The organism is Paenibacillus sp. FW126-R14 (assembly GCF_058789495.1).
The window spans coordinates 1-26,112 of sequence record NZ_JBYTBS010000008.1 but is presented as its reverse complement, the minus strand read 5'-3'; the positions used below and the strand labels follow the sequence as shown (position 1 = coordinate 26,112).

22 protein-coding genes are annotated in these 26,112 nt (G+C 48.8%); 19 read left to right on the top strand and 3 right to left on the bottom strand.

Annotation, left to right across the window (positions count from 1 at the left end; translation table 11 throughout):
* Positions 1-3 precede the first annotated feature (3 nt).
* From AC3WRW_RS07660 to AC3WRW_RS07645, 4 genes are all read left to right on the top strand, one after another.
* Positions 4-1,371: an MATE family efflux transporter gene (locus tag AC3WRW_RS07660; protein WP_492545754.1), complete on the top strand. Its 1,368-nt coding sequence runs from the start codon at positions 4-6 to the stop codon at positions 1,369-1,371.
* A 162-nt stretch (positions 1,372-1,533) separates the two neighbouring features.
* Positions 1,534-1,974 (top strand): MarR family winged helix-turn-helix transcriptional regulator, encoded by a 441-nt coding sequence (locus AC3WRW_RS07655; RefSeq protein WP_492545753.1) that lies wholly within the window; start codon positions 1,534-1,536, stop codon positions 1,972-1,974.
* A gap of 6 nt (positions 1,975-1,980) precedes the next feature.
* The gene (locus AC3WRW_RS07650; protein WP_492545752.1) at positions 1,981-3,237 is read left to right on the top strand and encodes an MFS transporter; all 1,257 of its coding nucleotides are present in this window, start codon (positions 1,981-1,983) and stop codon (positions 3,235-3,237) included.
* 80 nt (positions 3,238-3,317) lie between these two features.
* Positions 3,318-3,737 (top strand): hypothetical protein, encoded by a 420-nt coding sequence (locus AC3WRW_RS07645; protein WP_492545751.1) that lies wholly within the window; start codon positions 3,318-3,320, stop codon positions 3,735-3,737.
* A gap of 403 nt (positions 3,738-4,140) precedes the next feature.
* Here AC3WRW_RS07645 and AC3WRW_RS07640 read toward each other — a convergent pair whose 3' ends face one another.
* On the bottom strand, positions 4,141-4,485 hold the full coding sequence (locus AC3WRW_RS07640; RefSeq protein ID WP_492545750.1) for a LytTR family transcriptional regulator DNA-binding domain-containing protein: 345 nt from the start codon (positions 4,483-4,485) through the stop codon (positions 4,141-4,143).
* Between the two features lie 144 nt (positions 4,486-4,629).
* On the bottom strand, positions 4,630-6,372 hold the full coding sequence (locus AC3WRW_RS07635; protein WP_492545749.1) for a sensor histidine kinase: 1,743 nt from the start codon (positions 6,370-6,372) through the stop codon (positions 4,630-4,632).
* Positions 6,373-6,468: 96 nt separating this feature from the next.
* Between AC3WRW_RS07635 and AC3WRW_RS07630 the strand changes: the two genes are divergently transcribed.
* Positions 6,469-7,206 (top strand): MBL fold metallo-hydrolase, encoded by a 738-nt coding sequence (locus tag AC3WRW_RS07630; RefSeq protein ID WP_492545748.1) that lies wholly within the window; start codon positions 6,469-6,471, stop codon positions 7,204-7,206.
* Between the two features lie 278 nt (positions 7,207-7,484).
* Here AC3WRW_RS07630 and AC3WRW_RS07625 read toward each other — a convergent pair whose 3' ends face one another.
* Positions 7,485-8,675, bottom strand: coding sequence for an ROK family protein (locus tag AC3WRW_RS07625; RefSeq protein ID WP_492545747.1), 1,191 nt, complete (start codon positions 8,673-8,675; stop codon positions 7,485-7,487).
* A gap of 333 nt (positions 8,676-9,008) precedes the next feature.
* Here AC3WRW_RS07625 and AC3WRW_RS07620 point away from each other — a divergent pair, with 333 nt between their 5' ends.
* From AC3WRW_RS07620 to AC3WRW_RS07555, 14 genes are all read left to right on the top strand, one after another.
* On the top strand, positions 9,009-10,355 hold the full coding sequence (locus AC3WRW_RS07620; protein ID WP_492545746.1) for an ABC transporter substrate-binding protein: 1,347 nt from the start codon (positions 9,009-9,011) through the stop codon (positions 10,353-10,355).
* A 19-nt stretch (positions 10,356-10,374) separates the two neighbouring features.
* Positions 10,375-12,087, top strand: coding sequence for an alpha-L-fucosidase (locus AC3WRW_RS07615; protein WP_492545745.1), 1,713 nt, complete (start codon positions 10,375-10,377; stop codon positions 12,085-12,087).
* A gap of 84 nt (positions 12,088-12,171) precedes the next feature.
* The gene (locus AC3WRW_RS07610; protein WP_492545744.1) at positions 12,172-13,089 is read left to right on the top strand and encodes a carbohydrate ABC transporter permease; all 918 of its coding nucleotides are present in this window, start codon (positions 12,172-12,174) and stop codon (positions 13,087-13,089) included.
* A gap of 5 nt (positions 13,090-13,094) precedes the next feature.
* Entirely contained in the window at positions 13,095-13,883 is a 789-nt protein-coding gene (locus AC3WRW_RS07605) for a carbohydrate ABC transporter permease (RefSeq protein WP_492545743.1), read from the top strand.
* A 22-nt stretch (positions 13,884-13,905) separates the two neighbouring features.
* On the top strand, positions 13,906-15,309 hold the full coding sequence (locus AC3WRW_RS07600) for a sulfatase family protein (RefSeq protein WP_492545742.1): 1,404 nt from the start codon (positions 13,906-13,908) through the stop codon (positions 15,307-15,309).
* The gene (locus tag AC3WRW_RS07595; RefSeq protein WP_492545741.1) at positions 15,296-16,630 is read left to right on the top strand and encodes a sulfatase family protein; all 1,335 of its coding nucleotides are present in this window, start codon (positions 15,296-15,298) and stop codon (positions 16,628-16,630) included. The genes AC3WRW_RS07600 and AC3WRW_RS07595 overlap by 14 nt, the downstream gene beginning before the upstream one ends.
* Before the next feature lie 457 nt (positions 16,631-17,087).
* A complete protein-coding gene (locus AC3WRW_RS07590; protein ID WP_492545740.1) occupies positions 17,088-17,876 on the top strand; it encodes a response regulator transcription factor in 789 nt (262 codons plus the stop codon).
* Positions 17,877-17,883: 7 nt separating this feature from the next.
* The gene (locus AC3WRW_RS07585) at positions 17,884-19,677 is read left to right on the top strand and encodes a sensor histidine kinase (RefSeq protein ID WP_492545739.1); all 1,794 of its coding nucleotides are present in this window, start codon (positions 17,884-17,886) and stop codon (positions 19,675-19,677) included.
* Between the two features lie 234 nt (positions 19,678-19,911).
* On the top strand, positions 19,912-20,772 hold the full coding sequence (locus tag AC3WRW_RS07580; protein WP_492545894.1) for an ABC transporter permease: 861 nt from the start codon (positions 19,912-19,914) through the stop codon (positions 20,770-20,772).
* The gene (locus AC3WRW_RS07575) at positions 20,766-21,626 is read left to right on the top strand and encodes a carbohydrate ABC transporter permease (RefSeq protein ID WP_492545738.1); all 861 of its coding nucleotides are present in this window, start codon (positions 20,766-20,768) and stop codon (positions 21,624-21,626) included. The genes AC3WRW_RS07580 and AC3WRW_RS07575 overlap by 7 nt, the downstream gene beginning before the upstream one ends.
* A 96-nt stretch (positions 21,627-21,722) precedes the next feature.
* On the top strand, positions 21,723-23,261 hold the full coding sequence (locus tag AC3WRW_RS07570) for an extracellular solute-binding protein (protein WP_492545737.1): 1,539 nt from the start codon (positions 21,723-21,725) through the stop codon (positions 23,259-23,261).
* Positions 23,262-23,378: 117 nt separating this feature from the next.
* Positions 23,379-24,206, top strand: a complete 828-nt coding sequence (locus tag AC3WRW_RS07565; RefSeq protein ID WP_492545736.1) for a phytanoyl-CoA dioxygenase family protein — start codon at positions 23,379-23,381, stop codon at positions 24,204-24,206.
* Positions 24,207-24,229: 23 nt separating this feature from the next.
* Positions 24,230-24,988 (top strand): SDR family oxidoreductase, encoded by a 759-nt coding sequence (locus AC3WRW_RS07560; protein ID WP_492545735.1) that lies wholly within the window; start codon positions 24,230-24,232, stop codon positions 24,986-24,988.
* 27 nt (positions 24,989-25,015) lie between these two features.
* Positions 25,016-26,002 carry a LacI family DNA-binding transcriptional regulator gene (locus tag AC3WRW_RS07555; protein ID WP_492545734.1) on the top strand — a complete coding sequence of 329 codons (987 nt, stop codon included), beginning with the start codon at positions 25,016-25,018 and terminating at the stop codon, positions 26,000-26,002.
* The last annotated feature ends 110 nt before the right edge of the window (positions 26,003-26,112 follow it).

The window sequence follows — 26,112 nt, the reverse complement described above, 5'->3', positions numbered from 1 at the left end:
GCTATGGAAACCGTTAAGAAAATGACCTTATTCGGACTTGTTTGGCCGATAATGATTGAACTATTTCTGCAATTCATGATTGGTACCGCAGATACGCTGATGGTCAGCCGGATTTCGGACGACGCCGTTGCGGTTGTTGGGATCAGCAATCAATTTTTCCAAGCGGTCATTATGCTGTTCGTGCTGATCTCCAGCGGAGCTGGAATTGTCATTTCGCAGAAGCTCGGAGCTCGCAAAGAGGAAGAAGCGAGGAAAGTCGCTTCGATGGCTTTTACATTAACGCTGGGATTGGGCGTCGTTGTTTCCCTGCTGCTTTACTTCGGCGTTGATCTATTCGTCTATATGCTGCATGTGCCGGATTCTCTTCATGAGATGACGCGGCAATACATTCGGATTGTGGGCAGCGGAACGATTGTTATGGCGGCCGTTTTGACACTAAGCACCATTATTCGCAGTACGGGGAATACGAAGGGCACGATGCTTGTTGCGGTCGGTATGAATATCATTCATATAATCGGCAACTATGTATTTATTTTCGGAGCGCTCGGGCTGCCCAAATGGGGACTATTCGGTGTTTCGCTGTCCACCGTGGGAAGCCGTATGATCGCGCTGGTCGTGCTCTTTTATATTTTCCGTAAATCATTCTCCACCCTGATTAGTTGGAAGGAGCTGCGGATATTCCACTCGGGATTGCTGAAAGAGGTGGCGAAGGTTGGCCTGCCGATGGCGGTTAGTTCGGCTTCCTGGACCTTGTCGCAGGTGGTTTTATTTTCGATGGTAGCGACGATGGGCGCTGAGCAGCTTACGGCCCGCACCTACTTAAATACGATGGAATCCTTCTCTTTCCTGGCCGGTTGGTCCTTTGCGATGGCGATTCAAATTCAGGTTGCGCATTTATTTGGTGCCGGACAGTTGGAGAAAGCATACCGAAGTCTCTATAAGGCGTTATTTTGGGGCGAAGTGGTCGTGGTGGCAAATACGGTCTTATTATTCTTATTAGGCAAACATATCGTAGGCGCATTTACCGGCAACCACGAGATTATTACGATCGTCGTCGGGGTGATGGCTATGAATTTGATTTTGCAGCCGCTCAAAATGTGGAATATGCCGCTTAATAACGCGCTTAACGCCGTTGGAGACACCAAGTTTGTGATGTACGTGAGCATCGGCATCATGTGGATCGTAGCCGTAGGCGGCACTTATGTCTTCGGACTCAAATTCGGATGGCTGCTCCATGGTGTTTATACCGCTATGATTTTTGATGAGGCGATACGCGGCTTCCTCGTTCAACGGCGCTGGATGGCGCGGAAAAAGCTTCCCAAAGCGGTCGTTGCTGCGGGTACTGCGGGTACGACGAGCGTCCCTCTTTGATGGAACATATACGGCATGCCCTTTATTCGAAAAATCGAAAAGGGCGTTTTTTTTATGAAAAATTGGTTGCAGATGCAACTAATCAAGCGTATGATGAAATCGTGGCAAGTGCAACGGTTCGGTAATTCCCACCATTTTGCTCAAAAGAAAGGAGACAGAACGATGATTGATGCCCCCAACACCATTCCCAGGTGGATCTCGCTTCTATACCGGTATGGACAAATGTATATAGGCGAGCACTTGAAAGCTTACGATATCGGCAGAGGTCAGCATATTTTTCTGAATGCACTCTACAAAGAGGATGGTCTCACGCAGGAAGAACTGGCGGACTATTTGAAGATCGATAAAGGCACGACCGCGAAAGCGCTGAAAAAGCTGGAACACCAAGGCTATATTACCCGGACGGTCAGCGAAAGGGATAAGAGATGCAACGAAGTCCATTTGACCGAGAAGGCGCTTTTGATTAAAGATGACGTACGCAAAGTATTAACGGATTGGCGCGAGCGTTTGACCTACGGTTTATCCGAAGAGGAGAAGCAGTTAGCGTTGATCATTTTGGAGAAAATGGGCAATAATGCAGCCAGATTCGCAGAGGAGGCGTAGACGGATATGAACATGAGGGGAGCGAGCTCGGTTTTTATTAACCGGCACTTTCATGCGTTAACGCATCGCAATTATCGATACCTCTGGTTGGGACAGTGCGTATCGCTCGTTGGGACATGGATGCAAAATATCGGGCAGTCCTGGCTCGTTCTTACGATCACAGGCTCACCGCTCAAGCTAGGGTTTGTCGCGGCTTGTCAGTTTTTGCCCATCCTGTTGTTTTCCCTGTTTGCGGGTATTGTCGTCGATAAATTTCCCAAAAAGAACATTCTTTTGGTCACGCAGACCGTTTCCATGATTCTTGCTTTTACATTGGCAACGCTTGTTTTGACCGATACGGTGAAGTACGGCTACATTATCGTGCTGGCGATTTTGCTGGGGCTCAACAATACGCTCGATATGCCGACCAGGCAGGCTTTTAACATCGAAATCGTTGGCAAAGAAGATTTGATGAATGCGATTGCCCTTAATTCAACCACGTTCAATATGGCCAGGATTGTAGGGCCCTCCATTGGCGCGGTGATGATGGCTTGGCTTGGAGCGGGGTGGTGTTTTTTGCTCAACGGGTTTAGTTTCGTGGCGGTCTTGTACGGTTTGTTTCAAATTCAAGCTGCGCCCTATGTTCGCAAGAAGACCTCGCGCGACGGCATCATGAAGGAGATTAAAGACGGGATCGTATACATCGCAAGAGATCCTCTTCTGGCACAGACGGTTCTGCTCGTGACGGTGATCGGCACACTTGCGTTTAACTTCAATATTCTCATTCCGGTGTTCACGAAAAATGTGCTGCACTTGGGAGAGACCACATACGGCACCCTAATGTCATGTCTTGGCGTGGGTTCTTTTGCAGGGGCGCTGACGATGTCATTTCGCAGTAAACAAGGACCCAGTGTAAAAATTAGCATGATGGCAAGTCTGGTGGTTGCCGTCTGTCTGATTCTTAACGGGCTGAGCACGTCGGTTTGGGTTTGCGGCGCTCTGCTGGCTTTGACTGGATTTTTCAACATTATGTTTGCCACCAATAGCAATTCTAATCTTCAAATGCATGCCAAAGAGGAGTACCGCGCGCGGGTCATGAGTGTGTATTCGCTCGTATTTGCCGGTTCCACCCCGATTGGGAGCTTATTTGCCGGCTATATCGCAGACCGCTTCGGTGCGAATGGGGCCTTTGTCGGATGCGGCGTGATGACGGGCATTTTATGTTTGATGATTATTTGGAAATATCGAAAAGCCGCCGGTAAAAGGAGTTTAGGTCCAATTTAGGTAATTTATGGTTTGTCAATTAAGTATGTTTCCATTACAATATGTTATATTCATGTCGTTAATAGGGAGGAAATCTTGTGTTGGGATTTTTGAAAAGATGGATGCATTCGCCTAACCTTACGCCAAAACATAGACCAAATCAAGAACCTACGAACGCTGTGGATTATAAAACGATGGAAATAGACGTTGTCATCAAATGCTTTGTGTCAGATAAAGACAAGCCGTTTCGTGTTATTTTTAAAGTAGAGAAACAAGGCTCCTTCTTTTCCAAAGATATCTTCGTGCAAAATGTGGATGCGAAGACACCGTACGAGCTGGTTCATAATTTCTCCACGCTTGGTATGAATTATGAGGAGCTGAGCAAGTACGGAAGCACGGATTATGCGGAGTACAGTTTTGCTACTTTGGAAGAAGCCAAAAAGGTGAAAGATACGACGGTCGAGTACATCCGGTTTCTTATCCGTGAACATCAACAAGAGACACTTGCCAAAATTTCATAGTATATGTTTCAAAAGGAGCCAGCGATGCAATCGCTGGTTTCTTTTTGTGCGCCGCATGGCATGGCGATTAACTGGTGCTACGCTGTACTTTATACAACATAGAAGTGGTATCTGTCTACCAAACTGGCCTCCCATTGCACAATATACAACCATTTATCGCGAAATCGTGTGAATCTGCAGCTTTTAGCCCAAAATCGTTGTATAAAGTACAATATAGATATGCATTGAGTCCCAAATTAGGCTAAATGGTTGTATAAAATACAACATAGCATCGAAATTGTACTGGCAAGCACGATATGGCAAGCCCGAGATCCAGGCAACAAAAAAGCTTAGCCAGATCCTCATAAAGGATCTGATTAAGCTTTGTTTGCCGCCAGGAGCAGGTGCTCCTGAGCCTTGGCGATTATTTCGCTTCCGTTTTGTGCTGCTGCAAGAGCTCCTTCAAACGATGCTGGCGAAGTTTGGTAACCGAAATGAATTTGGAGTCTGCGCCTTTGATCTCGAAAAATACTTTGCCCTCTTGAATCTGAACAATTTTTTTCGTGTTCACATAGCAATCTGTATTCACCTTGAAAAAAGCGCCGCCCGTTGTAATCTCTATAATCTGCTCCGTGGACATCCGTTTTTTAATGTGAAAATTTTTCCCATGAAAAGAGACCAGCCCATGCTCTCCGACTCGGAAGTACATAATATCGCTTTCCAATACGAAATTTTCATAGCTGTTTCTAGTTTCGAGCGCTACGTTCATTTTATTATCCCCCTTCTAAAATGATAACGCTTACAATTGAGAACGTCTTCATGATACCACATTTTGCCGGATATTAAAAGGGTTTTACATGTAAAAACGGACCCCCTCACAAAGAGGGGAATCCGTATATTTCCCAGGCAATGGTTAGATGGCAATCGAAATTGTGAAGGTTGTTTCAGTTTCTGTGGAGGTGACCTGAACGGTTCCGCCATATTTGCCGACAAGCTGTTTCACGATGCTCAAACCTAATCCCGCATGAAGATCATCGGTGTTCTTGGTCGAGAAGCCGGGCTCAAATATACGTTGGAGGACATCGCTTGCAATCGGTTCCCCATTATTAATCACATGGAAAATGAGCGAGCCGCCTTTCACATAGCCAACGAGACGAACTAACTTATCTCCTTCGATCTTAGACGCAGAGACGGCATCAAACGCGTTATCAATGAGGTTTGAGATGATACGAACCAAATCGGTTGCTTTTACCGCACCCAAAGGAACTTCCTTCAGATTGGCAACCTCATGCTCAAACGTAATTTTACGTTCAACGGCTCCAATCACCTTGGATTGAACAATGGCTGATAAGGCCGGCACATTGATTTGGATAATATCGTTCAATGCGGTCGTTTCACCGATGATCTCTGAGGTATAACGACTCAGCTCCTCGTACTCTTTGAGATGTACAAGAGATTGAATGGTCGCCACATGGTTGTTGAAATCGTGCCGCTGCTCTTTCATAGAGCGAAACAGCGACCCGATATGGTCGACGTACACTTCTTGAATGCTTTCCGCGGTTGCTTCGCGATTGCGATTAATGAAGCGTATGCTCACAATGACAAGAATGAATGCAATAATGGCCGTTGTCCCGATCAGAAGCAGGAGATTCATTTGCTGCTGCTCAATGGAATGCTGAACTTTCTCATAATCGGCTGTAAGTCCAATGACGACAGGGATGTCCAATTGGAGCGGGATGAACATTTTGAGATACGTTTTACCATTCATGTTGGTCAGCAGCTGCTGGGTTTGATTGGATTGCAGGACCGACTCCACCATATTTTGATCCCTAGTATCCTTCATCGTGTATGTACCAAATAAAATTTCCCGGTCGGTGAACCAGGTATAGCCTTCTTTCTTGAACTGCTCCTGCTTGCCAAGGAAGATTGGCGTGTTAAAGACGGCAATTTCTTGGACGCCGTGGTCTGTGTAGCCATGAATCATTTCATTGATAACGGCATCGACGCCGGTTTCCCGCCGATAATCGCGGAAAAACGTATCGTGGACATAAGGGTCAAGGATGTAGTTGGTACGTCCATCATAGTAATACCCCCATTTATCCACATATTGCGGATCTGACATAGAGGTGTTCATCGGCCCTGACCAATAATACGGCAGCGCTTGGCCGCTTTTGACATTCGTTTCCTTCGTATCGAGCAGTTGATTGAAAGCCTTGAACCAGTCCCGGCTCCAGTTTTTGGTGCTCATATTGATTTCCTTGGGTTCCGAGGATTTGTAGCCAATGATGTCATCGCCGCTTCGCTTCATGAGCGTAATATGGTCCACCATCAACTCTTTGCTGAGAACGACAAGTTCCTCATTGGTTACTTTTTCAATATCAGGATCGAGCCGGTACTGGGCGGCTAGAGAGGCTGTCCGCAAATTTTGCCCGATCAGATTTTCAACATATTTCTCACCCGATTTGGAATGCTTGATGGAGATGGCGACGTTATCGGCAATCAGCTCGAGCTTGGTTTTAAGCTCCGATGTCAACATTCTCTTCGTGTACGTGTAGAATACGCTGTCGGTTAGTAGTACAATAATTAACGAAATCATGAGGATATAGAGCGAGGAACGCAGTTGGATTTTTGGCTTAGGTTTGTGTGGTTTATTCATGTTGTCCTCCTAAAATGTCAACTTTCTAAAGCTATCATATTACAAATTCACTAGGAATGGCGCGTTTATTTGAAGACAAATACGGAGGCGGTTTTTATGAAATTAACATTTTTGGGGTGCGGCGACGGCTTTAGCGTTGAGCAGGGCCATAATAGCGCAATCCTTGCGTTTGCCGGTACGAATCTGTGCATCGACTTTCCGGAGTCAAACCATGTTAGTTTGCATCAGATGGGGATGAAGCTCAACGAGGTGGAGCATATTTTCGTGACCCATTTGCATGAGGATCATGTGAACGGCTTGCAAAAGCTGGCCTTGTTTCACCGGGTATATCCCGGTAAAGCGAAGCCGAAGCTGTATGTACCTGCAGGGCTTCGGGACGATTTATGGCAAATTTTACGCCATGGATTGGAATTGACTACACGGGGAAAACGCGTATTTGAAGACTATTTCGACGTGGAATGCGTGGAGGATGCGTTTGAAGTCGCGGGTGTGCGCTTCGAGCTCGTTCGGACGCAGCATGTACCGGAAATGCTTAGTTATGGCCTGCTGTGCAAGCCGTATTTCTATTTTAGCGGGGATACGCGGTTAGATGAAACATACATAAGCGAGGTTGCCGGAGCAGTAGAGACGATCTTCCATGAATGTCATATGCAGCATGACCAGCTGCCATCGCATACGTCACTGGAGGAACTGCGAGCGCTGCCGGAAACAATTCAAGAAAAGACGCTGCTGATGCATTATGTGGACGATTATGTGCGGGCTGAAGCGCGCGACCCGTTTCATGCCCGGCATAAGCTTCGTTTAGCAGAGCCATTGCGGGGATATGAGTGGTAGAACGGCGGGGGCGTGGCTCCCGCGCTTTAGCGGACCTCATCGCCGTTAAACGAGTCAAATTGCCTGTTTAGCAGTAATAACGGACTCCAGCGCCGCTAACCTGCTGTAACAGATGCGGATTTCACTCAGAATATGTGAATAGCAGCGCTGATGTCCGTTAGATTTCACGAAATCTTAGATCGTGCGAATAGCGGCAGCTCAGTCCATAAGACGTTCTTTGCAGCGCGCTTGCTCTTGCAGCTCCGCTAGCTTGCCATTGCACGCCTTGCTTCAAACGCTTACTCCAACAACGACTTCTCGATAATGGTCGTAGAAAGCTGCCTCAGCACCATTGAAACGCCTCCATGGGCAACGCCCAGCTCGCCTAAATCGGAGCAGTAGATCTCCAAATTCTGAAGAAAGCGCTCGGGAATCATTTCGCGCAGCGTGTTCCAGATGGAGTTAATGAGCGCAGGGCCGAGCAGCGCAAGAAGCCCGCCAATGCAGATGACCCTTGGGTTGTAGGCATTGATAACGTTCGCCAGGCCGATGCCTTGGTAATGGCCAAGCTCATGCACGGCACTTGTAAATTTGCAATCACCGCGCTCAATGCCTTCCACAATGTCTGCGAACGACAGCTCTTGCGGGGTTGTGTCCAAAAGTTCGTACAGCGCTTTGATAGAAGCGTACATCTCCCAACAGCCTCTGCTGCCGCAGGTGCATTTCTTGCCATTCATATGGATGGTGGAATGCCCGAGTCTCCCCGCTGTTCCCGTCGTACCGGTGAACATTTCTCCTTTGCTGTAAACGCCGACGGATAATCCCCAAGAACTGGTGACATACACGAGATGATCCGCCGATTTGGCCCCACCAAAATGGACTTCGCCCATCGCCCCCGCATAAGGTGCAGGGTTCACATGAATGGTAAGCCCGGGAACTCGTTTGGCGATTTCGTTCCGCAAGGGGAAATCATTCCACTCCTGCAGGTTCGCGCTGAAATCTACCACATCCGTCCGTATATTGTAGTAGCCGGGAATAACAATGCCGACCCCTACAATGCCTAGCTGGCGATGCGCGTGGTCGTTCTCTAAATCTTTCAAAATCGTCGATATCGCTTCCACGAAAAAGAAGGGATCTTTGCTTTGAAGCGGAACAATCATGCTGTCCAGCTTTTTGCCGAGCAGATCTGTGACGAGCACGGTGAATTGGTTAATTTCAACATCAACCCCCACGCAGATGCCGGCTTTCTCATTCAAATCGACCAGCGTAGGCGGGCGCCCTCTCGAGGTACCCGTCGTACCGAGTTCAACGACAAAACCTTTCTGCACGAATAGATCGACACAGCTGGAGACGGTCATCTTATTAAGGCCTGTCAGAGAGGCGATTTTAGCCCGAGATAATGGACGGTATTTCAGAATCGTAGAGATGGCATGTTCCATATTTATTTTTTTAACAAGATCATAATTTCCGATCGGTCCGTTAGAACGCATGTTGATCACAACCTTACTTCAGTACAGGATACTCATTTAGTATGAATGATATACAAAATAATCCTTCATGTCAAAAAAAATATTGGGAGAAACCCTAAATTACCGTGCATTTATTTAGTATAAGTTATATACTAAATACAAAGGGTTTGAAAGCGTTTTATAATTTAAAATGCACTGTGTCGGCTAAAATAAGGGGGGGATGGATTTTTCAAAAGGGTAAAAAACTCATTGTTGACAGATTCCCAAATAGACATTAAATTAATATCAACTAAGCCGAGTTAATTACTTGGTATTACGTTTATACTAAATAAGTTCAAAGGGAGTGTTCTGTTTATGAAAAGAATGAGACTCATGAGTTATTTGCTGATAGGCCTGCTTCTCTTGTCCGCATGCTCCTCTCAGACAAAAAGCACCACAGCAACCCCAGCCAGCGATACCAAAGCAGCCCCTGCCACACAAAAGCCGGAAGAGATCGCAGGTGAAATCTCGTTCTGGTCCTGGTCCCCGGAAGATAACGTTTGGCAAACCTTAATCAAAGCTTTTAATGAGAAATACCCAAAAATCAAAGTGAATTATGTTCGTACGCCATCGGCTGACTACGACAAGAAGATCCAAGTTGCCATTCAAGGTGGCGAGGTTCCGGATGTCATGGCGTTTTCCAACGGTCCGATGATCAAAAACTATTCGCCTGTACTTGAGCCGTTAGCGCCATTGGCGGAGAAATCGCTAGGGAAAGATTGGCAGAAGCTGTTCAAATCTACGCCGTTGGAATCGTCCAAGAAAAACGATTATAAGACGATACCGACAGGGGTCGCGGTTACGCCGTTCCTTTCTTATGATGTAGATTTGTTCAAGAAAGTAGGCGCAGAGCCGCCTAAGACGTATGACGAACTGAAACAAGTCGTGAAAAAATTTGAGGACGCCAAATTGCCTGGCATTGTGCCGCGTTTAGGGTTTGCAGGTGGCAAAAGCGCAACCGTAACGGACGTCTTCTATACCCTCGTCAACCAAATTGCGCCGGGTAAATTATACGAAGCGGATGCGGGGAAAGCGAAGTTTACCGATCCGGCGTTCATTCAGGCGACGAATGCTTTCAAGCAATTTTACACGGATCATCTCTTCCAAGACGGCAACCTGACGACCAAATTCGATCCGGATCTTCGCGATATGTATGAGCAAAAGAGACAGCTTCCAATGATTCTTGTAGGCGCATGGATTATGACCGACGTAGCGAACAAGGATGGCTTGAAAATTGGCGACCGCACCTTCGGACTCGTGCCTATGCCGACGATTGCCGGCGGTCAAACAAGTGTCCTCATTAACGGCGATGTACCGCTCGGTATTAGTAAAGATTCGAAGCATAAAGAGGCTGCCTGGAGATTCGTGGAATTCATGGCTACGGGCGAGTACCAGACGATTCTGAGCAAGGCGCTGCAGTTCCTTCCCGTGAAAGAAGGGCTGTCCATGGATAAATCCAATCTCAAAACGGATATTGAGAAGCAATCGGTTGATGTGGTTCTGAACGCACTTACGAAACAAGCAGGAGGTATCCGCTTCTTGGACAATGCCTCCATCGAACAGGCGATTTTTGCTAATTTGCAAAAAGTGGCGACTGGAGCGGCTACCCCGGAGCAAGCGATGGCCGAGGTACAGAAAGCTTCGGATGCCGTGAAACGCTAATCGGAAGGAGGAGATGACCGTGAAAAAGAAAGCGATGTTAGCCGTGAGCAGCTTGCTCGTGGCGTCGGTGCTGTCCGTTTCGGCCTTTCCCGCCAGCGCTGGCGCGATAACGCCGGATGAATATGTACAATTAGGTTTTGGCTTCTTCCCTCACTATGGACTAAACACATACACCGGTACGGCCGGCGGCGAAGGGAACCCGCAAAACTTTCCTTCTACGCTTTTTGCGCCGACGGATTTTGATGCGAATCAATGGGTAGCCGCAGCGAAAGACGCCGGTATGGACTACGTGATTGCGGTGGCCAAACACCGGTACGGCTGGGCGGCTTGGGATAGCGCGTATACGACCTACGATATAGCGACGAGCTCTGCGCCGAACCTCGATATCGTCAAAGCGATTTCCGATGCCTGCGCGACGTACGGTTTGAAGTTCGCCATCTATTTTAATGCGGATGACAGGTACCATTTTCCGAATGGTGTCATGGGGAACAGCGCGTACATCGATTTTGCAAAAAATGAACTGACCGAGCTGCTGACGAATTACGGGGAAGTAATTGCGGTATGGTTCGATCATGCCAAAGCCATCAATAACAGCCAAGCAGCGCAGTTGGAAGCCCATGTGAAGTCGATACAGCCGGACACGCTCGTCTTTTTCCATGATGATAATAAAGCGGCCGATTCCGATGTGCATGTGACCGAATTAGTGAACGGGGACCCGCCGGTTGGCAATAGCACGCCTTGGGAAGAAGCTTGGACCCTGTATACGGACTATTGGTCCTATAAGAATAATGAAGCGCCGACGGCGCCGTGGAGCAGCGCAGCGTATACAGCGAACAAGGTGCATTACTACAACAAGCGGTATGCTTCATTTGCAGTCAGCGTTCCTCCAGGTCCTAATGGGAAAATCTCTCAAGCAGGGCTCGACTTGATGCATAGCATCGGGCAGATTCCGCGCTGGAGACAAACCGATGACAGAAGTCCGCTCATTACATACACCGGCACCTGGGCTGATCAAAGCAACTCCAGCTATTTCAAAAGCACGGATCGGAACACGGGGCAAGCCGGTGCTTCGGCCGAATACACATTTACAGGCACGGGCATCAGGCTCATTACGAAAAAGAATTCATCGACAGGCATCTTTGATGTTTATATCGATGGCAATAAAGTAGCGACCTATGATTCCTATGCGTCATCGCCGGTCTTTGATGTAACGGCTTACGAAACAACGTCGCTCACGAACGCCACGCACACAATCAAAATGGTCGCCACCGGCACCAAGAATCCCAATTCTAGCGGCACCAACGTCAATCTGGATTTGTTCGAGTACTTGGGAACTCCGGTGCAAACCCAAACGGATACGATTGTCGATGATACGAATGCAGCCATCACCTATAGCGGCGCTTGGAATCATATTTCCCGGGCGACCAGTTATGACGGCACGATTTCTTACAGCTCCACGCAGGATGCGTATGCCGAGTACGCTTTTAACGGAACGGGCGTTAAGCTGTATACCCAAAAAGGAGCAGGCGGAGGCAAATTCGATATTTACGTAGACGGCGTGCTGCAAACGACATTCGACTCCTATGCGGCCTCGCAGCAAAATAAGGTGCTGGCTTTGGATAAGCAGGATTTGGCAGCCGGCAATCATACGATTAAATTAGTCGTGAAGCATACGAAAAATGCGAATTCGAATAATTATTTCGCTCATTTGGACTACATTTCGTTTCATTAATTAAGCTTACGTTCACGAAGACGGGAACCTCGGTCATCATTAGCTGAGGTTCCTCCACCCGTGACGGTTGTGAGGAGGAGCCAAGTGGATATCGGGCTATCGACAACGAAACCTGCAGCAGCCAAATCGAAAAAGAAAAAACGAGGACGTTTCACCGGATTGTACTTCGCTCTGCCATTGCTTGTTTTTGTCTCGGTGTTCACGTTTTTTGGCATTTTTTATAATATCTACATCGGTTTCTTTGAATGGTCGGGCATTGGAAGCAAAGTGTTTATCGGTCTCGACAATTATGTGAATCTGTTTCATGATCCTAATTTCTATCAGGCGCTTGGCAATACGTTCTATTTTCTGGTGATGACCATTCCGCTGTCGATGGCGCTTGGACTCCTGCTTGCCACCCTGCTGAACGGCGTTTGGGGAGCAGAGGGCCTGTTTAAATCGATCTTCTTTTTGCCGCATGTCATTGCGGTTGTCACCGTAGGCACGACTTTCGCCGGCATTTATGAGCCGAATTTCGGCTTGCTCAATACGATGCTGCGGTTTACCGGGTTGGAAAGCTGGACGCATTCCTGGCTGTCCGAGCCAGCTTCGGCGCTGAATGCGATTGCTGCCGTTTACATTTTTGCCAACACCGGATTTTACATGTTGATTTACTACACCAGTTTGTTAACTATTGACCAGGAAATATTCGAAGCGGCAAAAATCGATGGCGCCGGGGTGATGAGGCAGTTTCGCCATATTATTTTCCCGATGCTTAGCGGTACGCACATCACCTTGCTCATTCTGGGCATTATTCATGCGCTCAAAGTGTTCGACCTGATTTGGATTATGACAGAAGGCGGTCCGGGAGGAGAGACGGAACTTATCTCTACTTTCTTATTCCGGGAGTCTCTGCTCAAATATAAAACGGGATACAGCGGAGCGGTCTCTGTTGTTCTGCTGCTCATCGCCTTCGGCTATACGGCGTTCCAACTGCGCGTTTATAACAAGGTGAGGAGGTAAACAAGATGTTCGGTCGCATGCAACTGTCTGAGAAAATCACGATGAATGTTCTCCTCCTCATCTTGGGAGCTGTCTGGGTGATTCCCATGGTTTATCTGGTGATGTACTCGTTTGAGGGCGAAGGGTGGGGAAATTATCAGGCTGTCGTAAGTCTGGAACTGTTTCCGCATTTTCTGATCAACAGCTTTATTGTGTCGGCTTCAGTAGTTCTGCTGCTGCTTATCGTTGTTTCTTTAGCGGCGTTTGGCTTTAGCAAGCTGAGATTTCCCGGAGATTCCGCTGTCTTTGCGATCTGTTTGATCGGTCTGATGATCCCTCCCGTGGCGATGCTCGTCCCTTTGTTTCAAACGATCAAATCGTTTCATTGGATGAATACGTATCTGTCTTTAATCGGTCCGGAGGTCGCGATGAGCATTCCTTTTTCATTGCTTCTGGCCCGTAATGCCTTCGACGAGGTGCCTGGCGAGCTTTTGGAAGCAGCGGAGATTGACGGTTCGAATGCCTGGGGAAGATTTGTGCATGTGATGCTGCCTTTAGCCATCCCGGTGCTGACGACCATTGGCATCTTGGCTTTCCTGAATTCGTGGAACCAGTACGTGCTGCCGCTTGTTTTCATTAGCAAGGAAACGATGCTGACCGTGACCATGGCTCCCAAATTTTTCATAAAAGAATATACCTCCGATTACCATAAAGTGTTCGCAGCGCTTGTACTGATTACGATACCGGTTGTGATTTTGTATATTTTCGGTCAAAAGTACATGCAGCGCGGTTTGACGAGCGGCGCCATCAAATAAAAGCCGGATTCTGGAGGTTAACATGAGAGAACACGAAGCTCGGGGCAAGAAGCCGAATCTCGTATTTATAATTGCGGACGATCATCGATTCGACGGGATTGGCGCTTATGGAAATCAGATCGTGCAAACACCTGTTCTGGACGGGCTGGTGGCTGAAGGCGTTAAATTTGCCTCCATCTACACGATGGGGGGACAGACCGCTGCACTCTGTGTGCCCAGTCGCGCCTGTCTCTTGACGGGGACGAATGTTTTTCGCGCGACGGTGACGGAGGAAGAAGTTAGTCTGGAAGAGACGGAAAATCCGCAGCTGTGGGCGATTAACCCTTCCTGTCCCACATGGCCTGAGGTGTACCGAAGGGAGGGGTACCGGACATTCGGCACCGGCAAGTGGCACAATGGCAAAGGGAGCTTTGCGAGGTGCTTCTCGGACGGAGCGAACATTTTCTTTGGCGGCATGGGAGAGCACATTGGGCTGCCCATACATGACTATGACCCCAAAGGGATTTATGATCCGGATCAAGCCGCCACGAGCGAAAAGTTTTCTACGGAGCTTTTTGCAGAGGCAGCTGTCGATTTCATCGAGCAGTATCAGGAAGAGGAGCCGTTCGTATTGTATGTTGCGTTTACGGCGCCGCACGATCCTAGGACTCCGCCTCAAGCGTATTTAGACCGGTATCCGAGAGAGGATATGCCGCTTCCCGGCAATTTCATGCCGGAGCATCCCTTCGACAATGGCGAATTGCATGTGCGTGACGAGCATTTGGCTTCCTTTCCGCGCAAGCCCGAAGAAATTCGCCGGCATTTGGCTGAGTATTACAGCATGATCACGCATATGGATGAGCAAATTGGCCGCATTGTGCAAGCTTTGGAGGCGACGAATCAGCGAGAGCAGACGATTATCGTGTATACGGCGGATCATGGCATCGCTTTGGGGCAGCATGGGCTTATGGGCAAGCAAAGCTTATATGAACACAGCCTTCATATCCCGCTTATTATGCAAGGCCCCGGCTTGCCGAAAGGCAGGGAAGTGAGCGGGCTTGGCTGTCAGATCGATATATTTCCGACCTTGTGCGAACTGACCGGAACGCCGGTGCCGCGAACGGTTGAGGGCAAGAGCATGGTGCGAATGATTTCCGGCGAGGCCATGGCTGCAAGGAAGAACGTATTTGCCGCCTATAAAAATGTTCAGCGCATGGTAAGCGACGGACGCTGGAAACTAATCCGCTATTTCCGCAGCGGAGAAGCGGGTACGAACCGGACGCAGCTGTTCGATTTATATAACGATCCAGGGGAAACCTGCGATCTGGCGTCGGATCCTGCAATGCTGGAACAGCTGCAGCGAATGGAACATGAGCTGTTAGCGTGGCAGCAAAGCGTCGAAGATCCGATTCTTCATGAAAGGGGGAAAAAGGATGAGCCGTCCTAATATTCTGTTTCTGTTTCCGGACACGCACCGGGGAGATTGGATGCCTTATGCGCCTGCCGCTTTGGCTGATTTGGGCATGGAGGCACTGCCGCTGCGTATGCCCCATATCGAAGCTTTGATGAAGCAGGGCGTCACCTTTACGAAGGCGGTGACGTCTTCTCCGTTGTGTGCGCCGGCAAGGGCCTGTCTGGCATCGGGACTGCGGTATAACAAGCCGGAGGTGGCCGGCAATCATGAGAACTATTCCCTGTCTCGGAAAACGTTCTATTCCGAATTAAAGGATAACGGCTACCGTGTCGGCGGCGTAGGCAAGTTCGACCTGCACAAAGCCACCCATTGGTGGGGGCTGGAAGGCTGGATTGATGAACTAAGCCAGCTCGGTTATACAGATGCGATCGATAACGCGGGCAAAATCGATGCGATCATTTCGGGCAAAGAGTCTCCGAAGGACCCTTATATGAGCTATCTGTACAAGGAAGGCTTGGCGGATATTCACTTGAAGGATATGACAGATCGCGGTCAGCGCACGGATGCTACGGATCTGCCGGATGAGGCCTATTGCGATAATTGGCTGACGCGAAACGGCCTTCAACTGCTGGAGGCGTTTCCCGCAGATCAGCCGTGGTTTCTCATGGTTAACTTCGTCGGTCCGCATGAACCGTGGGACATTACCCACCGGATGAAAGCCGAGTGGGAGCACGTTTCATTCACAGAGCCGAACAGCAGCAGCGTTGCGGAAGAAACGTGGAACCGGATTCGGCAAAATTATGCCGCCATGCTGGCAAACATCGACCGAAATATCGGTCTGCTTCTAGATGCCGTAAAACGCAGAGGCGACTTGGACAATACCGTGATCATTTACGCATCGGATCATGGGGATATGCTCGGGGATTTCGATCAGTTCGGCAAATGCAAGCCGGAGCGCGGTTCCGTACACATTCCGCTGGTCATTAGCGGTCCTAGCATCCGGAAAGGACAGTACAGCGATGCGCTTGTTGAATTGCAGGATTTGGCAAGCACCATTCTGGATCTGGCGGATCTTTCGATGGAAGAAGCGGAGGATTCGATTTCTTTGAAAAGCGTGCTGCGAGGGGAGGCTAAGAGCCCTTTGCGCGAGGTGCAGATATCCGGCTTGGACGATGGCCCGCAGCATCCGAGTTCCTGGCGGATGGCTTGCGACGGGGAATGGAAGCTCATTGTCGAGCGAGACCGGGGGGACCGATTGTACCATGTGCAAAGCGACCCGTGGGAGAACCGAAATGTGGCGGCGGAGTATCCAGAAGTGACGGCCAGGCTGAAGGATGCGCTTCAGAGGGTGTGACGGAACGAGCATGAAACCTAGTACGAGACCAGCACGAGACTAGCATGAGACTAGCATGAGACTAGTAGGATTAATAGACGTCAACGAACCATAATCATAAGGGCTGATCTTCAAACAGTATGTTCTGTTTGAGGATAGCTCTTTTTTTCGTTGTGCTGCACTTTCGATTTTTGTACAAAGAGAACTACAGGGCGCTATTTGGAGGAAACAGGCTAATTTCAAGGTGTAGAGGAACCTGTAGGGTCTAATTTTCCCTATTTCATACATTTATGCGTTGAAATGTTAAAATAGAGGATCGTAGTGCCCTTCGAGCGGCAAGAATGCTCATTTTTAAAAAAATAAAGGATCGTAGTTCCCACTTGCCCTACAAGCCACGCCCAAGGGGTGATTTTGCACATAATTACTGCTATCATTGTCATAATAGTGTAAGGGATTTTACTGAAAGGCGGAGGTCGACATGTCCATAACACCGATAAACGTGCTGATCATTGACGATGAATTGCCGTTACGACAAGAGCTCCGATCCATGCCATGGGCTTCGTTCGGAGCTGAGCTGGTCGGAGAAGCGGAGAATGGGGAAGAGGCGCTCGAGCTATGCGAAACCTTGGAACCGGATCTGGTTATCTCGGATATTACGATGCCGGTCATGGATGGATTGGAATTGTTTCGCAGGGTTAAAAAAAGATTTCCGCTCATCCAATTCGTGCTGTTAACCTGTCACAGCGATTTTCATTATGCGCAAGAAGCGCTGAAGCTGGGGGCCTTGGACTATTTTACGAAGCTTTCGTTTGACGAAGGGGATATGAAGACAGCCGTTGAAAAGGCGAGAGCGGCGATCCGGCGTGAAATCGATCTAAGAGATTATGAACAGGAGCGGACGCGCCGGGAATTATCCAATCCGCCTAAGTCAGGAACGCCGGACGAACGGAAGATTCGAAAAGAAGTCCATCAAGCTCAAAAGATCGTAGAGACGAAGCTGGGTGAGCCGATTACGCTGACCTCCGTTGCGGATGAGGTTGGGCTGAGCTCGTACTACCTCAGCCGTCTGTTCCGGGAAGAGACCGGGGAATCGTTCAATGATTACGTGACCCGGCTGCGCATGGAAAAGGCTATGCAGCTGCTGCAAAACACGCAGCTTAAAGTGTACGAAGTCGCCGAACAGGTAGGTATTCCGAGTTACCGTTATTTCTCGCAGCTTTTCCGGAATTGGACCGGAGTAGCGCCAACCGATTATAAAAAGGGCTGATGACAAAATGAAAGCGCTTATCTCATGGTTTGGCAGTTGGAGCATGGTGGCCAAACATTTTCTTTTTTTGTCCCTGGGGACGCTGCTGCTGTTAGGGGGGCTTGGCTGGATCAACTTGCGGGAAGCGGAGGATTTGTTCCGCAAGCAGGTCGTTTCGGACGCCCAAATTATCATTGACCGGACCAATCTGTACATGAATGCTTATTTGGATAATGTGCAAAATATTCTTATGCTCATCTCTACCCGTGAAGACCTGTTGAACGCAGGCAAGGAGAAGGAAGCAGCGGACGTTCTGCGCTCTTATGCCAATATGAACAGCACGCTGTATAAGTCGCTCTATTTGGTTCGGGAAGAAGATGGCCACATCATTTCCAATTCGCAAACGACTTTTGAAATCGTCGGCAACCCGCATATTCCCATGCTGCTTACGAAAGCCAAGCAAACCTACGGGATGTTTATTACCGAGCCTTATCAATCCCCAATGTCGGGTAAAACAGTCGCCTTCGTGCTGCCAATCCAATCCACTTCGACGAATTCCTTAAAAGGGATCGCTGTCGTAGAGATTGATCTCGTTCAATTAACGAATCTGATCGCTCAATTCATGAATACGAAAAATCAAACTTTCGCGATCATCACCAATAAAAAGAATGTTGTCCATGCCTTTGATGCCACACTCCCTCTGAACTCATACCGGCTACTCCCTTACAACATGTCTGTGTTCCCGCCGGAGCTGGATGCAAGCTTTGTGGACAAAGTGTCGGAACTTCCGCAGGGAGCTTCGGAAATAGGAGGCCCGCAAGGCGATCTGGTTGCTGTGAAGTCGGGGATGAACAAGCTTGGCTGGTATTTTATCGCCTTCTATGAGAATAGCTTTTTCTATCAAAATATTCGCAGCTTGTATAGAAATTTCAGCACAGCGGGCGTTTTCTGGATATTCCTTGTTTTAGCGAGCACTTATATGATAAGCCGGTATATTACGCTGCCCGTTCGTACATTGGTTGCAAAGATGGACCGGGTTCGCGATGTGGAAGTGCTTCACATGATCCACGCCACCGGAAATGATGAAATCGGCCGTTTGACGCGAAGTTATAACGCCATGATGGAGCGGATTCATCATCTGCTGCAGGAAACGAAGGAAGCGGAACGCCGCAAGAAGCATTTCGAGCTGAAAATGCTGCAGAGTCAAATCGCCCCTCATTTTTTGTACAACACTCTCGCTTGCATTAGCTCTTTGGCCAAGCAGCACAAAATTCAAGAGGTTCGGGAAACGATCAAGACGCTTGTTGGCTTGTTGTCATTCAGCTTTGATAAAAGCACGGAATTCGTCACCTTGGCGGACGAGCTGGAAGGACTGCGCATGTACGCGTACATTCAGAAGGTACGATACGGCGATAAATTCACGATGGAGATCGACGCCTCTGCTGAGTCGCTATCTAAAACAATTTTGAAGCTAACTTTGCAGCCGCTTGTGGAAAATGCGATTTTCCATGGCATTGTTCCGCTCAAGCGTGAGGGAACGATCCGCATTCGGACGAAGTGCGTGAAGGGAAAATTGATCGTTACGATCAGAGACAACGGGCTCGGGATGGCCCCGGAGGTTGTGAACAGCCTGTTTGGAGATCGGCACCAAGCGCCGAGCAAACACAGATTCACCGGAATCGGATTTAAGAACGTTCACGAACGAATCGGGCTCCATTTCGGAGTGGAATATGGACTGTCCATTCACTCTTTGCCGGATGTCGGCACGCTAATTCGCATCGAGCTTCCGGCTGTTGAACATGAAATTGCAGAAAAAATGTAATAAAGCGTTTGCAAAAATTCGGACATTTTCGCAGGATCACTGTATATTTTCCAAAGAAAGCGCTTGCTATACTTAACTCAACCCGTTAGGAAGCGAGTGATCAGATGGAAAAGAGGTGGTCTCATGGAACAGCAAGTCGTCGTTGGGCAGAAGACAAAAGCGGGGAGCAAGGCAGGGGAATCGAAGATTAGATTATCTGCGAAGCAGGTTTGGGCTTTCCGGGCTTTTTATCTCATGCTTTTGCCCGGCGTCATTTATTTCGTTATTTTCCGCTATATTCCGATGTATGGTGTGATTATTGCGTTTAAGGATTTTCAAATATTGGATGGCATTCTCGGCAGTGGTTGGGCTGATCCATGGTACAAGCATTTTCAAACGTTTTTTGAGTCCCCCTATTTCGGACAGCTCATGGTCAACACTTTTGTCATCAGCATATATAAGCTGCTCTTTGGCATGGCCCCGCCAATTGTGATGGCGCTGCTGCTCAATGAGTGCAGGCTGCGCTGGTTCAAAACCGTCGTACAGACGCTAACGTACATGCCGCATTTCTTATCATGGGTTATTATTTACGGGATCTTAATCGCACTTCTTTCGCAAAACTCCGGCATTGTTAACCGTTTCATCGAAGATGCCGGGGGACAATCGATCCCCTTCATGACATCGGTGGATTATTTCCGGACCATTCTGGTAAGCTCGGAAGTTTGGAAAGATCTCGGCTGGGGCGCGATCATCTACTTGGCTGCGATGACGGCGATCGATCCGACGTTGTACGAGGCAGCCCGCGTGGACGGCGCAAGCCGGCTAAGGATGATTTGGCACATTACACTGCCTGGCATTCGGAATGTCATTGTGCTGCTGCTCATTTTAAAGCTGGGTCATATTATGGATGCAGGCTTCGATCAAATTTATATTTTGTATAACATTCAAGTTTATCAAGTTGCGGATATTTTGGATACCTGGGTGTTCCGGACGGGACTGCAGCAATTAAACTTCTCTCTGGGGGCAGCCGTAGGATTGTTCAAATCGGTGATCGGCCTCGTGCTGGTGCTCGGTTCCAATCATTTATCTAAGAAGTGGGGTGATGGCATATGGTAAGAGGCTGGGAGGACCGGATCGTGAATACGATCGTCGTTGCCATTCTCGGGCTTGCTGCGCTGGCGGCCATCGTACCGCTCATGTATGTCGTAGCCGTGTCCATCACACCTTTCTCCGAGGTGCTGAAGAACGGGGGCTTCATCCTCATCCCGAAGTCCATCACTTTTAGCGCTTATCACAAGCTTTTCACCGAAACGAATATTCCAAAAGCTTTCTGGGTGACGATCTTCATCACCGTCGTCGGTACGATTGTGAACCTGATATTGACTTCCTTGATGGCTTATCCGCTTAGCCGGCGCAATCTCCCGGGCAGAAGCTACTTCCTCTTGATGGTCGTCTTTACGATGCTGTTCAGCGGGGGACTTATTCCGACCTATTTGGTTGTGAAATCCTTGGGACTTTTGGATTCCGTCTGGTCGATGATTTTACCGAATGCGATTTGGAGCTTTAATATTTTGATTATGAAAAGCTTTTTTGAAAGTCTGCCTGAAGAGTTGTTTGAATCGGCCCGGATGGATGGAGCGAAGGAATTCCGGATTTTATGGCAAATAGTATTGCCGCTCTCTGTTCCGTCTATGCTTACAATAGGGTTGTTCTACATGGTCGGTCACTGGAACGAATTTTTCCAAGCGATTATGTATGTAACGGACCGCAATTTGTTTCCTTTGCAGGTTGTTATTCGCGAAATTTTGATGCTGACCCAGCAACCGCTGGAAAATGCCGAAAATATGCTTCCTACCGAAACGATGCAAATGGCGTCAGTTGTCGCTGCAAGCTTGCCGATCATTCTCGTGTATCCGTTCATTCAAAAGCATTTCACCAAAGGAATGCTGATGGGCTCCGTCAAAGGTTGATCCCGTTCGTTGAATGGATCGGGACTGCAGCCTGGTTCGTTCCGCTACGGCGACAATAGAAGCAACTTTATTTTTTAAAAGAAAGAAGGGGTATCTATGAAAAAGAAATTGCTCGTGCCAATTCTTCTCGCCATGACTTTCGCCGGAGGAACGCTCATTGCCGGCTGCGGGGGAGCACCTGCTGCGAATAAGCCTGCCGATAAAGCTGCGGAGAGCGGCAAACCGGCGGCCGGCTCCAAACCGGTCAAGCTTGACATTATCGAAACGGGCAGCGGTCTTCCTTCTCCTGATCAGGACATTATTAAGCAAGAGCTGGATAAGGCGCTGGGCACGGATCTCAATCTAACCGTGTATGCATCGAACGATGATTACAAAAATCAGTTAAACGTGCGCATGTCATCTGCGAACTTCCCGGATCTATTTGCCGTAGACCGTCAGCAATTAAAGCAATTTGCGGATCAAGGCCTATTGCTTGATCTCACGCCCTATTTGGATAAGCTTAAGACGGTAAAAGATTTTATTGGAGAAGACAGCTTGAAGAAAGGGATGCTGAACGGCAAGACGTATGCCATTGCCAAGTCACCGCAGGTTCCCTACAACACGTATTGGATTCGTCAGGATTGGCTGGATAAGCTGAATCTCAAGGTCCCTACGACACCGGAAGAAATGCTGGAAGTTTCGAAAGCGTTCACAGAGAAAGATCCGGACGGCAATGGGAAAAAAGATACGTATGGTCTCACAGGCGGTAAATTGGGTGCGTTTGACACCATTTTCGGTGCCTATGGCGTAGGTATGGATGGCGGCGTACCGACAATCTACGTGAAAGACAATAAAATGGTGAACTCGCTGTATGATCCCGGGATGAAGGATGCCCTCGCCTTTGTACAGAAAATGATTGCTTCCGGTTCGGTGGATCCTGAGATTTTGGCCAACTCGGGCCTGCAGCATCAGCAAAAGGCGATAAAAGGGCAGGCAGGCATCGTTTACCTGGATTGGCCGAATATGACGAAAGATCAGTTTGTCGAGCAAATGAAAGCGGTGAATCCGAATGCAAAATGGGTGCAGGTCGACGCCTTGAAAGGTCCCGGCGGCAAATATGCGAGCGCCTATGACATCGGTAAGGCAGCAGGCATGTATGCCGTGCCGAAGTCGCTTGAGAAAAATCCGGAGAAGCTGCAGAAGGTCATCGACTTGCTGAATTATGTTTCCTCGAAGGATGGTTCTTTGTTGGTGCAGTACGGGGTGAAAGGCAAGCACTATAACCTCGATGGCAGTAAAGTTGTTCCGACGGATCTGATGGGCAAAGAGGGTGGTTATTTCTGGCTGTATCAATTCGCCGGCCGTCCGGAAACGGAATATTTGGCTGTGAAATTCGGTCCGCAGGCTAAATTTATGGAATTCGCAAGCAAGCAGCCGCACATTGACGCCTTGGCCGGATTTGTTGATATGCCGAGCGGCTATAACGCCGCAGACGCGAGTCGCTACATTGAAGAAGAATTCTCCAAATTCTTGTACGGCAAGCGTCCGCTCAGCGACTATGACAACTTCCTCAAAACATTGGAAGGCTCGATGAATTATAAGTCTTACTTGGACGCAGCGGAGAAAAGAATTAAAGAGCTCGGATATTTGAAGTAAAATGAGCGGAAGGAAGGAGATAAGGGCTTCCTTCCCTCCTTTTAAATGACTATTTACACGTGTAAATACAGACAATATAATGACATTAAATCTTATTTTAAAAAGGAGCGATTTACCATGACTCAACAAACTTTGGATATTCCTGCATTGATGCAACAATTTCACGAGGACGGTTATTTAATTCTGCCGGGTATTTTGTCCGAAGAGAAGGTTAACCGGCTGAATGCCGCCATTGACCGCATTGTCGCGGAAGAACCGGAATCTTTGGCTTACAACATTTATAACAGCGTAGAGCGTGACGATGAAATTGCCTCGCTGATCGATGAGCCGACGCTGCTGCCGCTGATGGTGAATTTGCTTGGCTATAACATTCAGCTGCATATCTCGCATTTGACAATTCGGAAGCCGAATCCGAACGATGTGAAGACCGAGTCGCACAGCTTCATTAATTGGCATCAAGACGGACCGCATCCGCAGTTTCCTCAACAAAACGGACTTACCTCTACGTATTACATCAAAACGTGCTACATTCTGAGCGACATGTCGCAGCCGGACCGCGGCAATACGAAAATTATCCCAGGCTCGCACAACAAGCCGTTTCATCCGGAGAGTCAGGATGTCCGCGGCCAGGTGCCGGGAGAAGTGCAGGTCTGCGGGAAGCCGGGCGATGTGTTCATTTTCCCGCAAAACCTATGGCATGCCGGTGCGCCAAACAAGTCCGAATTTACACGCCGCCAGTTGTTCCTGGGCTATAGTCCTATCTGGATGAGACCGATTGACTACACTACCGCTTCCGAGCAGCTTTTGGAGAACGCTTCGCCTTACCGGAAGCAATTATTAGGCGTTATTGATGAGAATCCATTTAAATTTTATGTTCCGCATGAGTCTATGGTACCATTAAAGGAGCTGCATAGGCAGAATGCTGGAAATAGTGTCTACAAGTAAGCTCACAGGAAGAGGTGATCGTCTTGATAGCGTCGGCAAGACTGGAAGGAAAGATCGCTCTGGTGACCGGAGCGTCCCGCGGACTGGGTCGTCATATTGCAGCTGCACTTGCGGCGACAGGTGCCCGTGTAGCGGTCAATTATGCAAACAGCGATCAGGATGCGGAGGAGACGGTGCGCCGAATAACGGATGCGGGGGGCCATGCCGCAGCATTTCGCGCAAATGTTACGAGTGAGCCGGAAGTAACTGAGCTCATCGATCGTGTGGAGCGGCACTTTGGCAGGAGCATTGATATTCTGGTCAATAACGCAACCGGCCCTCAGCCCATGGTATCGATCGAAGAGAGCACTTGGCAAACTTACTTGGATCAGTTAGAGTTTTTTGTGAAGGCTCCTTTGCTTCTGGCGAAGGCCGTGCTCCCGGGCATGAAGCGTGGTGGAGAAGGAAGCATCATTCATATCGGCAGCGAAGTCGTACAAATCGGCAATGCGAATTTCTCCAGCTATGTGACGGCTAAATCCTCCATGGTAGGCATGACGCGATCATGGGCCAGTGAGCTGGGACCTCATGGCATTCGGGTGAATTTGATCGCTCCCGGGTGGATTCCCGTTGAGCGGCATGAAGGCATCAGCACGGAAGGCTACAGTGCCGGTGTGCCTTTAGGGCGAGTCGGAGAGCCGGCTGATATCGCCAACGCCGTCGTTTTCTTAGCATCTCCGGAGTCTGCTTTTATTACAGGACAGTGTCTCTCGGTTAACGGCGGCAATACGTTCGGTATTTGATTCGAAATCTGGTTTGGGTGGAAGCATATGGTAAGCAGAAAAGATGTTGCCGACCGCGCGGGAGTTTCCTCTGCGGTCGTCTCCTACGTATTGAATAATCGGGAGATTGTGAAGGAAGAGACGAGGCAGAAAGTGCTGGAAGCTATTCGCGAGCTTGGCTATCAACCTAATCAGCTGGCTCGAAGCTTGAAAACGAAAAAAACAAACCAAATTGCCGTGCTGATCAACTATCTCGGGAACCCTTTCGAGGCGGGGCTATTGATAAGCATTGAACATCACGCGAAAGCCAGAGGATACTTTGTTTTCTTCCAAACCTACAGCGAAGAGGAAGAAGAACAGCTCAAGAGCCTGTTTATGGGCAGAGTGGACGGGATCCTGTTGCTCGGACAATCGCTGAAACAGCAAGTTGTGAAGCATTTTCAATCGCTGGATATTCCGATTGCATCGGTTTTGAAGCCGGCTGGACCGGAACTGAGTATCCCTTATTTGGATGTGGACTGGGAAGCTGAGATGGTCGCATTGGTCCGTCATTTGCAGCAGCAAGGCCATACGCGAATTGGCTTCATGGGCAGCGGAGAAGTCATGCACCATTATGAAGTCAGACTGCAGGCGTTCATTCATGCGTTGGAGGCAGCAGGCTGTACGTGGCATGCGGAGGATTTATTGGTTGGCGGCGGCAGGTTCGAGACGGCCGAGCGAACGCTTTATTCCGTTTTGAGCAGCCGTACGGTTGGCTTTACCGCATTGGTCTGCGCCAATGATTTGATGGCCGCGGGCTGTCTCGCCGCTTGCCGCAAAGCGGGTGTCGGGGTGCCGGGGCAGCTGGCGTTGGCAGGTTGCGAGGATATTCTAATGTCCTCGCAAACCGACCCGCCGCTAACGGCCATCCATTATCCCCGTCCGCAACTGGGCGAAGCCGCTATGAAGCTGCTGCTGGATACCATTGAAGGAAAGGCAGCGCAGCGTCCTTTGTTTTCAGGGGAATTGGTCGTAAGGCAATCTACGGAACATTAATAGACCGTCAGGGTGATTTTTTCTCCCTGGCGGTTTTTTTTCTACAGCGGAATAATTATACAACTGAAGGTTTTCACCCCCTGTTTATCGAAGTAATAAGGTAACTATTA